Below are 15,257 nucleotides of genomic sequence, written 5' to 3' on the forward strand. Positions count from 1 at the left end.
TTAATTTTGAACCGCCGGCGAAAATGATACTGGATATCAGGAAATAAAAAATCCACTTACTGCTTTTGTCAAGCCTCCCGTAGTGAATGCTAAAGGGGATCAAAAGCAAGCATTCGATCCCCCCCATAATGTAAAACAAAATCAGATGAATGTACACTTAGTTTGGGTTTAATTGATGAACCACTCACGGACAATCAGCAGGGCATGGAAGACCATTATCCAGTGCTCCACCGTCGTCTTCATCATTCACGCTGCCTTTAGCTGCAGCTGTAGCCGCGAAAGCGTTCACCTCTGTTTGTTGTTTTTTCCGGTAAAGGATGTTTTTACCTGCTTTATCAACAGCGTAAATCACCATTTTTTTGTCGTCTTTTCCATCCATGTCGCTGTCATCTCCGTAGTAAATACGTAAGCCTGCGATATCTTCCTGACAATTCAGTAATTCCAGTAATTTCTCTTTACCAAAGAAATAAGCCTGGATAAATTCATTACCGTGTTTTTTGTGCTTCTTTTTGAAGTAATTGTCCCTTAGTCTATCGGCTTCCTTTCTGGAGATGAAATCGCCCGTGTCTGGGGGGAAGTGTTTAGGAATGTCCATGTTGTGCTGTGGTTTTAAGTTGGTGGTAAAATTATTATAAATAATCACTTGGCAAAGCATCTACGTATATAACATCTTTGTATGATGAAGTGTTCCAGGAAATTCTTTCATCTGATAATCAGTGATTTATACAAATATTTGTACGCCGTAACACAGTATAGACCGCGTACTTTCACAGGAAAAATGCGTAGAACTACGCATTCTCTCCAAACAGTAGTATAACGCTTGTCTCACTGTAAGAACTTCCTAATCTTTGCATCGTGAGTTATGGTTAAGTTCTTTGACTCATACGAGCAATAGCAATGGGCCTTTCTACCCATGTTTGTTCTTCCTTTGTTAGACATGCAGAGAAAAAAAAGCGGCTATCCATATCAGCCAGATTGAGGTTACCTTATTGTTAACCCCTTCTTTTAATATTTAAAGCTTTCAGCTATGTGTTACCTGTTAATCGGAAACATTTCTGCATTTATCTCAGATGATTGTACAGAGCCATTGGTAAATGCACGCCTCCGCGTATACTTGCCAGATGGCCGTTGCCCCACCGGAAACGACCCCAAAAACTATATTTACAATGGTCCCGGTCAGCTTACCAGCGCACAGGTCGAAGCCAAGCAGGAACGCCTGCTCGCTGAGACAACGTTAGATGAGAGGGGAAACTTTACGCTGACCTGGGAACAATTGCACCTTTTTACGGAACCACTTGAACTGGATATCAGCCTGCACCATATGCCCGAACAGGCAGGCATCAGGGGAATAGTCTCCAACTATCACCTGAGTACCGTGGTGCCGCACTGGACCCGTTCAGGACAGCGATACGTCGCCGCTTATGCATACGTTATTCCAGTAGAATGCTGGAGTCAGATCAGGGCCAATTATGGTACATGGATAATCGCCGGCACAGTCAGGCGATTACAGGCCAGCGAGGGACAATCACAACTTAGAGTCGAAGCGTACAATGTCGGAAACCATCGCCTACTGGGATGCGCACGCACCGATGACCAGGGTAAGTATCAGCTCCGCTTCAGCAAAAAGGAGCTGACCTCCAAATGGTCAACTGTCAGCGAACCCGGTCATGAAAATGGACCTGATATCTATTTTAAGGTCTACCGCGATAAACAGCTGGTATGGGAAGAAGATCCCGCAACAGCCATGATGCCGGGAAGAAGATCTGTAGCACCCTGCACAACGATTAATATCAATATCAGGGAAAGCGCCTTCAGAAAAACACCCGGCTGGTTGGGCAGCTGGGCAGTAACCGGACGAAAGTCTTCACTGGTCAGACACTAACATATTTCAGCACTATTTAACCTATATGAAGTACTGCCAGCCCACATCTTTCGTTTGGTAACCCGCACATACACACTAACTTATAACGGCTGCTCCCCAATCAGGGACAGCCGTTTTTTTTTGTCCTATACAGACGCTCCAATAACTTCCGCAACCGTAAATACAGGCGTTGCACACCTTACACCAGTCTACGCCAACAAGCTGACTGCTCCATACCTGCCCGCCGGCCCGCCGCTGCCATCTTCTGCAAAATCCCCTTTCCCAAGCCGCAGTTAATGGCTTGGTTTCGGTTTCATCTTCCATCCATATAACCACCAAAAGGTCACTAAGAGGTCACCTCAATATCCCCGGGATATCGAAGTGACCTCTTAGTGACCTTTTGACAACGAAATAATATGAAACATTAACCCATATTCAGCCTACCCCCAATAATAAAATAATCAGGCGCTGACGAATAAAAGCGACATATCACCGCAGTAGCGCAGTGATCAGTTAAGGGCACGCAGATCAAAGCTGCCCATAATAGTTGCAGGATTTTTAAAACCTTCGGAAGAAGCCTCCCGGCTGATCAGTGATTTGAAAGTACCCTTTAATACCCCGGTGCTGAAATTTAAGCCGGTGACGTCCAGTGTTCCCGGAATAGTGATATTCGTGATGACGAACAATTGCAGGGACGCAGATGACCGGCACGACCACATATGAAAAGAGGATAGCTGGGGAAAAGGTAATATTTCACACAGGTAAACAATAAGCCTGCGCTGGTTTCGCAGAAAGCTTCTGCATTGAAAAAGGCCGGTCTGTAAAGACCAGCCCTTCAGGCGTTTGTACCATTGGCCTGAAAAGGGTGCCTGCATCGCAGGCGGCCGCTTTTATCAGGTAATAAATTGTCCGGATTAGAAATTGGTATTTACAATCATAGACGCCCTTTCTGCATTCACAAAATCCATCGGAATAATACCATACCTACCCTGTGTATTGCTGGTAAAGTAGGTATTGATTCTTGGGTTGATGTTGCCAGAAACAGTAGTGATGCTTGGGATACCGAAGATCAGTGATTTGTAACCGCTGGTGAAGTTGATGTAGAGGGTGTTGTTCTGCTGTGTGCGCGACTCGTTGAACAGGTTTGTTACGGTAGTCCATTTTGCATTGTTGTCAGGCACAACGTACTGGTCCTGCACTTTCAGCGTTGCGTTACTGTTGCTGATAGTGAATGTTGTATTGTCGGCCCAGTTGGTTGCCTCAATACCTTTAGGTGTGGAAGATGCGCCGAATCTTCTCAATAATACGATCTTTCCTCTTACCTGGCCCAGGTTAGGAACAGTAGCGCCGGTGTACCAGAATTTGGAGTACTGCTGTACATAGGTGTCAAAGGTCTGTTCGAATGTACGGTTGTTGTCAGCCGCATCGTGTTCTTCTTTCACGCTCATCACGATGGTTTCTTTCGGATGGCTAGTCAGGAAGTTGGTGCATGCCAGCAGTACATCATTAAAGTTCATGTTCTGATACACAGCGCCATGGTGGATGGTGAATGCATTGCCGAAATGGCGGCAACGGATGTCAAGGAAACGTACACCCGCTTCCAGTTGCTGTGCAATGGTCAGGTCCTGGCATTTGGCAGTACCGGCTACAGGTTCTACACGTGCGCCACTGTCATGCGTGCCTGGGATAGACAGGGCCGCGATGCTGGTGTTGTCAGCAATGCCTGTCATCCAGCTGTTCATAGCTACAGCTACAGCCTGTGTGGTAACCGCTACTTCATTGTCTGCACGAAGTAGAGGTTGGGCGGCATCGTCTTTTGAACATGCGGAAAAGAATACGGCAGACAATAAAATGCCGGCAACAGGCAGGAAACGTTGAGTTTTCATTTTGTAGGTTTAGGTTTATACAGAGTAAAGGATTTACATACAAGACACAGATCACAGGCGTTCCAACTATCGCAAAAACAGAGTTAACATTACGGTAATAATAGGGCATATGACTGTCTTCATCCTGCGGTCGTGGAAGTAGTGGTAAAGACATGCAGCAGTCCGAAGCAGTCTGGGAGGAGAGGACTGTCATGTACGCCTGGCGGTCGGGAAGATTTGATATATAAGATAGACCTGTATTTATCAGAACCGGGGATGGAACCTGCGGAGGGTATCTCTGAGGTACTCACGGTCCAGGTGCGTATAGATCTCGGTAGTGGTGATGCTTTCATGGCCCAGCATTTCCTGCACAGCTCTGAGGTCCGCGCCTCCTTCCACCAGGTGAGTGGCAAAAGAGTGGCGGAAGGTATGGGGAGAGACCTGTTTTTCTATACCTGCCTGGGCTACCAGGTCTTTGATAACGAGGAAGATCATTACACGGGAGAGGGCACCGCCTCGACGGTTCAAAAACAGGATATCTTCCTGTCCCCGCTGAACGGGAACGTGTACGCGGACTTCGTCCTTATAGATATTGATGTATTTGATGGCATCGCTGCCGATAGGCACAAGCCGCTCCTTATTACCTTTACCCACTACCCGTATGAAGCCGGCATCAAAATGCAGCTGGGAGATTTTCAGGGTGATCACTTCGCTGACACGCAGGCCGCAGCTATACATGGTTTCCAGGATAGCCCGGTTACGCTGGCCTTCAGGCGTACCTGCCTTGATATGGGCAATGATCTGTTCTATTTCCTCAAAATTGAGGACGTCAGGTAGTACACGGCTGGTTTTAGGCGCTTCCAGCAGGAGGGTAGGGTCCTGTTGTACAACGTCTTCCAGCACCAGGTAGCGGTAAAATGCTTTGATACCGGAAATAATGCGGGCCTGGGAGGTAGCGGTCATCCCCAGGGTAGCGATCCACTGTACACATTCCTGCAGTTCGGCAAGGGTCACTTCAGCAGGCGGCATTTGTTTACCGGCAGACAGCAGATATTGCGTTAATTTTTCAACATCGCGGATGTATGCCTCAATAGAATTGGCAGAGAGCGAACGTTCCAGCTGAAGATATGACCGGAATCCTCTAAGATAAATATCCCACATAGGCGGCAAGATAAGAAAGAAGGGCGCTAAACACAAAAGGCCGTCCGTTCTACGGACGACCTTTGATATTTTCTACCGGCAGGAGACTACCGGTCAGCGGATTAGAATTTTTCCAGACCGGAGAAGAAGAAGTTACCTTCGATTTCTGCGTTCTCGTCAGAGTCAGAACCGTGAACAGCGTTACGGCCTACAGACTCAGCATACTGTTTACGGATAGTACCTTCTTCTGCGTTAGCAGGGTTGGTAGCACCGATCAGTTTACGGAAGTCTTCAACAGCATTGGCTTTTTCGAGGATTGCTGCCACGATGTGACCGCTGCTCATAAATTCAACCAGCTCACCGTAGAAAGGTCTTTCTTTGTGTACTGCGTAAAACTCGCCAGCTTTCTCTGCAGAAAGACGGGTCATTTTCATCGCTACAATACGGAAACCTGCTGCGTTAATTTTGTCCAGAATGCCACCAATATGCCCGTTTTCTACGGCATCCGGCTTAATCATTGTAAAAGTTCTGTTGTTAGCCATATATTTAGAATTCCTAATTAACTAATTTGCGCGCAAATGTAGCTAGAATTTGTTTAGTGAAAAAAAAAAGAGAACTTCGCACTTCATTTTTTGATGAAAAACGGTTACATTTTATTGTTAATATAAAAGCAGGTAAGCCTGCATATTTAAAGGTTAAGAATGAAGCGGATAGAGGAAATTAAGCCTTTGCTGGAGACCCCTAAAAGAGTGGTAATAACAATGCATCAGAAACCCGATGCAGACGCAATGGGCTCATCACTGGCCCTGTATCATTATCTGAAACAGAAAGGGCACGATGTAACCGTTATATCCCCTACAAACTATCCGGACTTCCTGATCTGGATGCCGGGAGCGAAAGAAGTACTTGATTTTGAGTCCATGCAGGAGAAAGCGCTGAAGGCGCTGGACGGTATTGATCTGCTGTTTTGCCTGGATTTCAATGCCTTGTATCGTACGAAGAGCATGGAGCCTTATCTGACACAGATGGCCTGTACCAAGGTCCTGATAGACCACCACCTGGAGCCGCATCCAAGTTTTGACTATGGCATCAGCGATACCACAGCGGCTTCTACCGCACAGCTGGTATACGAAACGATCTATAAGTTGGGTGATGAGAACTATATTAACGAAGACATGGCACAGTGTATCTATGCAGGTACAATGACAGATACCGGGTCTTTCCGGTTTGCGTCTACCTCTGCAAGGGTACACCGTATGGTGGCTGATCTGTTTGATCGCGGTCTGAGACATGAGATCATCCACTCCGCTATTTATGACAATTTCCTTGAAAACCGCCTTCGGTTCCTGGGGCATAGCCTGCTGAACCGTATGGAAGTTTACTACGAATATAACACTGCTTTAATCGCAATTCCTTATTCTGACCTGAAGCGTTTTGACCTGCAGACTGGCGATACGGAAGGAGTGGTGAACTTCCTCCTGTCGATTCAGGGTATTAAACTGGCGGCATTGATCATTGACCGTCACTCAGAAATCAAATTATCTTTCCGTTCAAAAGGAGACTTCGACGTGAATACTTTCGCCCGGAAATACTTTGACGGCGGCGGCCATTTCCACGCTTCCGGCGGGCATAGCTCAGAGACACTTGATAAGACAGTAGAAGATTTTATCGAAGCCATTAAAGAAAACGAAGAGCAGTTACAATAAGTTATTCAATCCTACTAATACAGTCAAATGAAAAAGAACAAACAGTTGCTAGTTGCAGCATTAGGCCTCATCCTGGCTAGCTGCGGCGCCGGTGGTGGTGCCAAAAAAACTCCAGGTGGCGTGGATTTCGTAGTTCATAAGTCAGGAAGCGGCGCGCAGCTGAAGCTGGGCGACACTGTACTGTTGAATATCATCCAGAGCCTGAACGATTCCGTAATCGTTGAATCCCGCAAAGTTGCAGGCGGTCCTGTACCTTTCGTGATCTCTAAATCTACAAACAAATACGACCTGATGGATGGTCTGGTAATGCTGAAAGAAGGCGATAGCGCTACTTTCTCCATTCCTATCGATAGCTTACCTCAGCGCCCGCCAATGGCGAAAGCTGGTGATAAATTGAATTTGACTTTCGTAGTAGTAGGTACTTACACTGGTGCAAAACAGAAAGCTAAAGACGATAAGATTATCAAAGAATACCTGGATAAAAATAAACTGACTGCTACCACTACTCCTGAAGGCGTATATGTTGCCGTTTCTCAGGAAGGTACAGGCGAAAAACCACAGGATGGCGATACTGTAGTAGTACACTACACTGGTAAACTGACTGATGGTAAAGTGTTTGATTCCAGCCAGGATACAACTTTAAGACCGGGCGCACGTATTGAGCCTATTAGATTCCCTATCGGTCGCGGTTTCGTGATCAAAGGTTGGGACGTTGGTATCGCTTCCCTGAAGAAAGGTACAAAAGCAACCCTGCTGATCCCTTCTACTTTAGGTTATGGCTTACAGGCAAGTGGTCCTATCCCTGCTAACTCTGTACTGATCTTCGACGTACAGCTGCTGGATGTAGTGAAAGGTGCTCCTGAAGCAGCTGCGAACGCTCCGATCGCTCCTGCTGCACTGCAGAACGGTAAATAAGAGCAAGATCTCTTTTAATAGTAAAAAGGCGACGTCAGTAATGACGTCGCCTTTTTGCTTTAAGCAGATAGTTAATCAGGAACGATCCTGCTACTGCGAATAAGATTATGCATACCCATCCACCATCACCTCATACATCTTCACCTTCAGCTCCTCCAGCGAAATGTCCTGCACAAGATTCCCGTCCTGGGCGTATGATATAGTACCCCGCTCTTCAGACACAATAATTGCCAGGTTATCGCTATGCTCTGTAATACCTACGGCAGAGCGGTGACGAAGACCGATACGGGTAGGCAGGTTAGGGTTTTCTGACACCGGTAAGATGACTTTGGCCGCAAGGATCTTGTTGCCAACGATGATCAGTGCGCCGTCATGCAGCGGACTTCCTTTGCAGAAGATACTTTCCAGTAGTTTGGCATTGATATTACTGTCAATAGCAATGCTGGACGCAGTATCAAATTTCACGCGGTAAGTATTAGCAATGACGATCAGTGCACCTGTGCGGCTGCCGGCCATACGGGCTACAGCAGTGATCACTTCATTGATGATATTCTCTTCTTCTTTATAGCTCTTGAATTTGTCAGGAAGGAACAGTTTGGTAAAGAAGCTGTCTTTACTTAACGGCGTTTTCTTGCCCAGTACCAGCAGGAACTTACGTATTTCCGGCTGGAAGATGATGATAATGGCGATTAGGCCAACGTTGATGAAACTTTGCAGCAGGGTGCTTAGAATCGGCATCTCGAGGCGCTGTACAATGAAGTAAGCAAGATATATCATTAACAACCCCACGAAGATATTGAAGGCCAGACTTCCTTTCAGCAGTCTGTATAGCTGTATAACCAGGAAGATGACGATGGCCAGGTCCAGTATATTGAGCCAGTGGAAACGGTATCCGTAAAAACTAAATAAGTCCTCCATAGATTGTAAAAATAGCGAATATTTATATAGCTATAGTCTATTCATATACTGGGTAATCTTTATGGCTTCGATGGCCGCTTTCACATCATGTACTCTTAGTATATGCGCGCCCTGCTGCAGGGCGATGGTATTGAGTATGGTAGTACCATTGAGGGCTTCTGCAGGCGAACTGTCTAGCAGGCGGTAGATCATAGATTTCCTTGACACACCGATCAGCAGGGGGCATTCCAGCATATGAAAAACCTGTAGTCTTTTAAGCAGGGTATAATTATGCGCCATTGTTTTACCGAAGCCGAATCCGGGGTCGAAGATAATATCATTGATACCCGCTTCCAGGCATTGGGCGCGTTTGCGGATGAAATAGTCGAGCACGTCCTGCACTACATTTTCGTAGTGGGGCTGTTGTTGCATGTCTGCGGGCGTACCCTGCATATGCATGGCAATGTAGGGTACCTGCAACCGGCCTGCTGTGGGAATCATGTCAGTATCAAGGTCGCCTGCACTGATATCATTTATAATCGCTGCACCTGCATTAACAGTCTGTTCCGCTACCTTTGCATAGTAAGTGTCTATGGATAGGATAGCCTGCGGAAAGTGCTCTTTGAGCAATCGTACAGCAGGTAACAGGCGCTCGAGTTCTGTATCTGGTCCTACAGAAACCGATCCGGGACGGGTGCTTTGTGCGCCAATGTCCAGTATCTGAGCGCCTTCTTCCAGCAACTGGGCGGCTCTCTGAAGGATAAGATCAATATGCTGTGTTCTGCTACCGGCAAAAAACGAGTCTTCCGTGATGTTAATAATACCCATCACAACTGGTTTGGACAAGTCTAACAGCTTGCCCTGGCAATTGATCGTGGGATATTCGCCGTTCTTCCCTTCCATAGTATCCATTTGCATTTTATTGATTATTTTGCCCAGCAAAAATAGAATAATGTGGTGATCTGCAAGTAAGTATGTCAGCACCGAAAAAAAGATGTCCATGAAATTGCTCCTGAACCTATTAAGAATTATTGTAGGCGTATTGTTTATCTTCTCCGGTCTGGTCAAAGCAAATGACCCGCTGGGGCTCAGTTATAAGATGGAAGAGTTTTTTGAAGTGTTGCATATGACCTTCCTCTCTCCCTATTCCCTGGCATATTCTATCATCATGAATGTGCTGGAAATCGCTCTTGGTGCTGCCTTATTATTAGGTTACAGCATGCGCCTGGTATCGATACTGCTGCTGATTATGATCACTTTCTTTACCTTCCTGACCGGCTATGCATTGTATAGCGGAGAGATCAAAGAATGTGGCTGTTTCGGTGACTGTATCAAGCTGACTGCTGCACAGACTTTCTGGAAGGATGTGATCCTGCTGGTAATGATACTCATCATCTTCCTGTATAATAAACGTATCAAGCCTGTGTTCAGCAGGAGACTGACCCTGGGACTGGTCATAGCTTCCATTGCCTTTGCCGGCGGCCTGCAATGGTATACGCTGGAGCATCTGCCTATAGTAGACTGCCTGGGTTACAAAGTAGGTAACAACATTCCGGAGAAAATGAAACTGCCGCCAGGTGCACGCCCTGCTGAATATGAGACAGTACTGATCTATGCCAAAGATGGCAAAGAGAAAGAGTTTACGGCAGATAACTATCCATGGTCAGACAGTACCTGGGTATATGTAGACCGTCGGGATAAACTGGTTAGAGAAGCAGTAGGAGAAGCGCCGGTAAAAGATTTCATCCTGACAGATGCAGACGGGGTAAATCAGACCCAGGCTATCCTGGCCGAACCGTCACCGGTATACCTCTTCCTGGTGAAGAATGTTCATGAAGCCGGAGAGGGCTGGGATGCAAAGATGCATGCACTCCAGGAGCAGATGAAAGCCGGAAAAATTTACATTTACGGTGTAACCGCTTCCTCAAAAGCAGATATCTCGGCTTTTACCGCTGCGCACGGGTTGCAGTTCCCATTCGTTCAGATGGATGGAACCGCTATTAAAACAGCCGGCAGAAGTAATCCTTGTCTGATTCTACTGGAAAAAGGTACCATCAAAGGAAAATGGCATTATAACGATATACCATAAACCGCATGTTCAGATTTCTGCTGCGTAAACTCAGTTATGGCATACTGGTACTGTTTGGAGTAGTAGTACTTGTATTCTTCCTGTTCAACGTACTGCCGGGCGATCCGGCCAGGTTGACGCTGGGACAGCGCGCAGATGTGACTTCGCTGGAAAATGTAAGAAAGGAACTGCACCTGGATCAACCACTACCGGTGCAGTTCCTTTTGTATGTAAATGACCTCTCACCGATAGCAGTACATTCGGTTGAAGAAGCAACAACATCCCTGAATTACCTGAAGCTGGCCGCTTTACCCGCAGACAGGCTGCTGGTATTGAAGACGCCTTATCTGCGCCGCTCTTACCAGGGGAAAAAGGATGTATGGGAAATACTGACAGAAGCATTACCTGGCACGCTCACCCTTGCTGTTGCCGCTATGTTGTTTGCCACAGTGGCCGGTATTGCACTGGGCGTATTATCCGCAGTAAAACAGAATACCTGGATGGACACAGGGGCTGTATTTGCGAGTGTAGTCGGTATTTCTGCACCTTCCTTCTTTATGGGGATTGTCATCGCATACCTGTTCGGTTTTGTGTTCAGCGAGTATACCGGTCTGCATATGACGGGTAGTCTGTATGAAACCGACGCATTTGCAGGCCGTACACTTAACCTGCGCAACCTGGTGTTGCCAGCTATAACATTGGGTATCCGTCCGCTGGCTATCATTGTACAACTGACGCGGAGCGCTATGCTGGACGTGTTGCACCAGGACTATATCCGCACTGCCTATGCCAAAGGATTGCCCAAACGGATAGTTGTATTCAGACATGCGCTACGTAATGCGCTTAACCCTGTTATCACAGCCATTACGGGCTGGTTTGCAGAGTTGCTTGCCGGGGCGTTCTTTGTAGAATATATCTTCGGATGGAAAGGGATTGGCAAAATTACAGTGGATGCCCTGGAAAAGTTTGACTTCCCCGTACTGATGGGATCTGTATTATTTACAGCAGGCATATTTGTGATCATTAACTTGCTGGCCGACCTCCTATATACCATTGTAGATCCACGTATAAAGTTGTAACCACTTCATTATTATTAGGTTAGTATTATCTCAAAAAAAGTTTTCCTTTTTCTGTAACAAAGTATTTTACCAGTCGTCTTCTTTATGTAAACGCCCTGTAGCATCCCGGATGGAAGGAGAGTGGATCGGAATCGGAAGCAGCAACGGTATACTGTAACTTAGCACAAGGAATCTGTTTTATATGTCTTTATCAATCTTTCTCTCCCAGGTAGTTCCCGTCAGGCAGAAGCTGTACCGCTTTGCCTACAGGTTACTGGAAAACGAGGATGATGCGATGGATGTAACACAGGATGCCCTGCTAAAAGTATGGCAGCAACAGGAGAAGATGTCTGACCTGCAGAACATGGAAGCATGGTGTATGCGGATTGTACGTAACCTGGCGCTGGATAAACTGAAAGCGAGGAAATACAGACGTGCGGAAGACCTGGACAAAGCAACAGCGTTACCGGCTGTACACCAGGAAAGTCCGCATACCGTTGCAGAAAAGCAGGACGTGATGAACAGGGTGCATCGTATTATCGGTGCATTGCCTGAGAAATACCGTACTATTATACAATTAAGAGATATCGAAGGATACAGTTACCAGGAAATAGCCGATGCACTGGCTATTGAGTTGAGTGAGGTGAAGATCAATCTTCACCGGGCGAGGAAAACGGTACGTGAACAATTACAAAAACTGCAAGTGTATGGAGTTTAACAAGGTCAGGGAACTATTAGACCGTTACTGGGATGGAGCTTCCACATTGGAAGAAGAAGAAGCGCTGCGTGTTTTTTTCAATACAGAGCGGGATGATCTGCCTGCTGATCTGAAAGATGTACAGCCACTGTTTGGCTACTTCGCTGCAGAAGCAGATATTCCTGAACCTGTATTCCCTGATATTGAATTGCTGATCGCACAATCACAGCCGCAGGGCGTCGTGAGAACAATGGCATGGCATCACTGGATGAAATATGCCGCTGTAGTACTGATGGCTGTAGGAATTGGCTACGCCGCCCAACGCTTTGAGAGCAGGCATGAGCAGGTGCTGGCAGAAAGAAGTATCGAGGCCGATACTTATGATGATCCTGAAGAGGCATTTGCCATGACACAGAAAGCGCTGGCACTGCTATCTCGCAATCTCAACAAAGGTACATCGCAGGTACAGAAGCTGTCTTACTTCAATGAAGCGACAGACAAGCTCAAAGCAAACTAATACCGGCCATTCTAATAATCTGATATAAAAAAAAACTTATGAAACGCTTTTTGTTATTGGCGCTGTTGTTGACAGTAGCCGGTTTGCAACTCTTTGCCCAGCAGGGTAGTGGTATTGATCGTTTTTTTGAGAAGTATGAGAACGATCAGAGCTTTACGCTGATCAGCGTAACACCAAAGATGTTCAGTATGTTCAGCAAGCTGGATATACATTCTATGGAAGGAAAACAGTTCATGCAGATTGTAAAAAAGATCCGCGGATTACGTATCCTTGCCAGAGAAAATGCCAAAGGCGGGAACGCCTTATTCAAAGAAGCGTCAGCAATGCTCAACAAAGAATTTGAAGAGCTGATGACTGTTCGCGATGGAAAAGACGATCTTCGTTTCCTGGTAAAAGAGAATGCCAAAGGTAATATTGCCGAGCTAATCATGCTGGTAGGCAGCGACGCTGAGTTTCTTGCTATGAGCCTGATAGGAGATATCGACCTGAACGAGATCAGTCAGCTGGCCAATAGCATGAATATAAACGGTTTTGATAAACTGCAGCACGTCAAGAAATAACCTATTTAAATCACCACAGATCAATTCATCATTATGAAATTCCTTCCTATTCTTGTAGCATCGCTTTTACTGGCAATTAGTCCGGCCATCGCGCAGAAAAAATCACTTCGTAAGTTCTATCGTGAGTACCGTGGAGAGATGGATGGCATCCGTATCGGTGTAGGAATAGTGCCCCTTAAACTTGCCAGCTGGATTATTCCGCGCAGCGTTATGGAAGAAGAGGGAGTGCCATTGAAAAAGATCCTGGGGAAAGTGCGTAAGATAAAAGTGTACGCGCTGGAGGCCGACGGCGTGTCTCCGATTGATAAAGCAGCAATACAAAGGCTTAAACAGACGTTGATTGATAAAGACGGGTTTGAGCCACTGGTGGAGGTGCGGGAACAAACAGCTAATGTATACCTGCTTAACAAAGGTGCAGACGACGAGTTAGGGAATGTGGTGATCCTGGTACAGGATGAAGGAGAGTTTGTAATGGTGAATCTTCGCACCACGCTGCATATAAATGATGTGAATATGCTGATAAAGGGATTTGCTAAAAATTGATCCATCTGTGATATATCTGAAAAAGCCAGTCTGCGTCAGACTGGCTTTTTTTATTTGTCAGGCACCCATCAGGTCATCCTGTTTTTCAGTGACAGCTTTCTGTCTTAGTATTAGTTCTTTGAAACGGCCTTCATCGAGTACGGTATCTTCCTGACCAAAGTGACGGATCAGGTAATAGCGGTCGTTTTGTCTGCCTTCTGTTCTTAGCCAGAGCGCTTCCAGGTTTAGTGCCGGGAACTTTAATACGCTCATTTCGCCTTCTATTTCTTTTTCCTGCAGACTGGATTTGATTTTCTCCATACCGTTTTCAATACGGTTCAGGTAATCATCATCCGTGCTTACCTGTAGTACCTGCGGATCTTCTTCTGTAGTGGCCAGATCATAAAGTGCAATCGGTTTTTTCTGATCGAGTTCTATCACACGTAGTGATGCAGGTCTTTCAGGTACCACGATATCTTTATCGATGTCGGTAAGTCCTACCACATAGGCATGATGGGCGAAGCTCAGTTCTAGTTCCGCAGCGCTTTTGTCGGCTTTGATATCCGGACGTTGTAAGCGGATGAGCGGACGTATATCAGGGATAGGTTTGAGCAGTTCCGTTTTGAATACGAGGTCTTTGATCCACATAAAGTAAAAGTGTTTTTTCGTGATGTAACTGTGCGTCCATGAGCCGCTGCCCTGGTAGTTAGTGGAGAACTGACTAACGGTGAGTACACTTTTTCCGTAGATAGGGTCGTCGATATGGAAGTATTTCGTGCTTAATACTTTTGACACACCGTAGATGACCATAAAGTGTCCGCCACCACCAGACCAGCCGATACGCGTGCCTACAACGAGGCCTGCATCTATCTGTTCTTTAACGGCTTCCCAGCTAAGGGTACCGCTTTTCATTTCTACAAAGTTTTTGGTGCGGGTGAGGGCCTTATTGAGGTACCAGGGTACATTACAAGGGCCTGGAACGGGTGATGTACAGCAGGTTTGTCCGAGTTCAGAAGACGCGATCTTACATTGTGTCCATGGGTTCAGCAATGCAGAGTAAAAGAAGGAAACGCTTTTGGAAGTAGCGGCCCAGCACCAGTTGGACTGCGTTTGAGCTTCCATATTGAAGTTAAGAACGGTGCTGGAATAGAATCTGTCCCAGATAGCCAGTTCCCGTACGAAAGGTTTTTGAATAACCTGTTCCTGAAGATTGGTGAATTTCATGACGTAAACAATTGGGGGTTAAAAAATTCAATAACGTATAATGGGGTTGTGAGTACAAAATTACCGGCTTCCTTTCTTTCTGAAAAGCGTACATATACCTGATTTGTATGAGTAGTTATGCTACGTATGCTTTGTGGTGGTGCAGTCGGGGTTGCTGTGTTTTTGTGCGTAGGGTTTGGCAGGCTTAATTGAGTTATTATAACAAAAACAGGGTGTACTGTATATAG

General features: G+C 46.2%; 18 protein-coding genes. 10 read left to right on the forward strand and 8 right to left on the reverse strand.

The annotated features are described in order from the left end of the window. Positions 1-184: 184 nt before the first annotated feature. Complete coding sequence (locus K1Y79_RS25030; RefSeq protein WP_220252954.1) at positions 185-595, reverse strand: hypothetical protein; 411 nt, start codon at positions 593-595, stop codon at positions 185-187. 432 nt (positions 596-1,027) lie between these two features. Between K1Y79_RS25030 and K1Y79_RS25035 the strand changes: the two genes are divergently transcribed. Further along, positions 1,028-1,882 carry a hypothetical protein gene (locus K1Y79_RS25035; RefSeq protein WP_220252955.1) on the forward strand — a complete coding sequence of 285 codons (855 nt, stop codon included), beginning with the start codon at positions 1,028-1,030 and terminating at the stop codon, positions 1,880-1,882. A gap of 488 nt (positions 1,883-2,370) precedes the next feature. On the opposite strand, the gene K1Y79_RS25040 is transcribed toward K1Y79_RS25035, so the two are convergent. From K1Y79_RS25040 to K1Y79_RS25055, 4 genes are all read right to left on the reverse strand, one after another. After that, a complete protein-coding gene (locus K1Y79_RS25040; protein WP_220252956.1) occupies positions 2,371-2,736 on the reverse strand; it encodes a hypothetical protein in 366 nt (121 codons plus the stop codon). A 39-nt stretch (positions 2,737-2,775) separates the two neighbouring features. Then, positions 2,776-3,747 (reverse strand): phosphatidylinositol-specific phospholipase C, encoded by a 972-nt coding sequence (locus K1Y79_RS25045; protein WP_220252957.1) that lies wholly within the window; start codon positions 3,745-3,747, stop codon positions 2,776-2,778. Positions 3,748-3,990: 243 nt separating this feature from the next. Further along, positions 3,991-4,887 (reverse strand): site-specific tyrosine recombinase XerD, encoded by an 897-nt coding sequence (gene xerD, locus K1Y79_RS25050; RefSeq protein ID WP_220252958.1) that lies wholly within the window; start codon positions 4,885-4,887, stop codon positions 3,991-3,993. A 101-nt stretch (positions 4,888-4,988) separates the two neighbouring features. After that, positions 4,989-5,408 carry a nucleoside-diphosphate kinase gene (locus K1Y79_RS25055; protein WP_220252959.1) on the reverse strand — a complete coding sequence of 140 codons (420 nt, stop codon included), beginning with the start codon at positions 5,406-5,408 and terminating at the stop codon, positions 4,989-4,991. Between the two features lie 26 nt (positions 5,409-5,434). Here K1Y79_RS25055 and K1Y79_RS25060 point away from each other — a divergent pair, with 26 nt between their 5' ends. Genes K1Y79_RS25060 through K1Y79_RS25070 form a run of 3 tightly spaced genes read left to right on the forward strand, consistent with a single transcriptional unit; the run spans position 5,435 to position 7,487 of the window. After that, the gene (locus tag K1Y79_RS25060) at positions 5,435-5,590 is read left to right on the forward strand and encodes a hypothetical protein (RefSeq protein ID WP_220252960.1); all 156 of its coding nucleotides are present in this window, start codon (positions 5,435-5,437) and stop codon (positions 5,588-5,590) included. Further along, complete coding sequence (locus tag K1Y79_RS25065; RefSeq protein ID WP_220252961.1) at positions 5,568-6,572, forward strand: DHH family phosphoesterase; 1,005 nt, start codon at positions 5,568-5,570, stop codon at positions 6,570-6,572. Before K1Y79_RS25060 ends, K1Y79_RS25065 begins: the two co-directional genes overlap by 23 nt. A 27-nt stretch (positions 6,573-6,599) precedes the next feature. Next, positions 6,600-7,487 carry an FKBP-type peptidyl-prolyl cis-trans isomerase gene (locus tag K1Y79_RS25070; RefSeq protein WP_220252962.1) on the forward strand — a complete coding sequence of 296 codons (888 nt, stop codon included), beginning with the start codon at positions 6,600-6,602 and terminating at the stop codon, positions 7,485-7,487. 105 nt (positions 7,488-7,592) lie between these two features. Here K1Y79_RS25070 and cdaA read toward each other — a convergent pair whose 3' ends face one another. Both cdaA and folP read right to left on the reverse strand, forming a co-directional pair. After that, a complete protein-coding gene (cdaA, locus tag K1Y79_RS25075) occupies positions 7,593-8,405 on the reverse strand; it encodes a diadenylate cyclase CdaA (protein ID WP_220252963.1) in 813 nt (270 codons plus the stop codon). A 30-nt stretch (positions 8,406-8,435) separates the two neighbouring features. Beyond that, the gene (gene folP, locus K1Y79_RS25080; RefSeq protein WP_236059836.1) at positions 8,436-9,302 is read right to left on the reverse strand and encodes a dihydropteroate synthase; all 867 of its coding nucleotides are present in this window, start codon (positions 9,300-9,302) and stop codon (positions 8,436-8,438) included. A gap of 82 nt (positions 9,303-9,384) precedes the next feature. Here folP and K1Y79_RS25085 point away from each other — a divergent pair, with 82 nt between their 5' ends. The 6 genes from K1Y79_RS25085 to K1Y79_RS25110 all read left to right on the forward strand — a co-directional run bounded on the left by K1Y79_RS25085 (position 9,385) and on the right by K1Y79_RS25110 (position 13,827). Then, a complete protein-coding gene (locus K1Y79_RS25085) occupies positions 9,385-10,473 on the forward strand; it encodes a BT_3928 family protein (protein WP_220252964.1) in 1,089 nt (362 codons plus the stop codon). 5 nt (positions 10,474-10,478) lie between these two features. Next, positions 10,479-11,531, forward strand: a complete 1,053-nt coding sequence (locus K1Y79_RS25090; protein WP_220252965.1) for an ABC transporter permease — start codon at positions 10,479-10,481, stop codon at positions 11,529-11,531. Between the two features lie 181 nt (positions 11,532-11,712). Then, positions 11,713-12,228 carry an RNA polymerase sigma factor gene (locus K1Y79_RS25095; protein WP_220252966.1) on the forward strand — a complete coding sequence of 172 codons (516 nt, stop codon included), beginning with the start codon at positions 11,713-11,715 and terminating at the stop codon, positions 12,226-12,228. Then, positions 12,218-12,724 (forward strand): hypothetical protein, encoded by a 507-nt coding sequence (locus K1Y79_RS25100; RefSeq protein WP_220252967.1) that lies wholly within the window; start codon positions 12,218-12,220, stop codon positions 12,722-12,724. The genes K1Y79_RS25095 and K1Y79_RS25100 overlap by 11 nt, the downstream gene beginning before the upstream one ends. 38 nt (positions 12,725-12,762) lie before the next feature. Beyond that, positions 12,763-13,284 (forward strand): DUF4252 domain-containing protein, encoded by a 522-nt coding sequence (locus tag K1Y79_RS25105; protein WP_220252968.1) that lies wholly within the window; start codon positions 12,763-12,765, stop codon positions 13,282-13,284. Between the two features lie 33 nt (positions 13,285-13,317). Further along, complete coding sequence (locus K1Y79_RS25110; protein ID WP_220252969.1) at positions 13,318-13,827, forward strand: DUF4252 domain-containing protein; 510 nt, start codon at positions 13,318-13,320, stop codon at positions 13,825-13,827. A gap of 57 nt (positions 13,828-13,884) precedes the next feature. On the opposite strand, the gene K1Y79_RS25115 is transcribed toward K1Y79_RS25110, so the two are convergent. Continuing rightward, positions 13,885-15,030, reverse strand: a complete 1,146-nt coding sequence (locus K1Y79_RS25115) for a papain-like cysteine protease family protein (RefSeq protein ID WP_220252970.1) — start codon at positions 15,028-15,030, stop codon at positions 13,885-13,887. Positions 15,031-15,257: the final 227 nt, after the last annotated feature.

Origin of the sequence: Chitinophaga rhizophila, from assembly GCF_019492185.1 — a bacterium.
In the GTDB taxonomy this organism is placed as follows: Bacteria; Bacteroidota; Bacteroidia; order Chitinophagales; family Chitinophagaceae; genus Chitinophaga; species Chitinophaga rhizophila.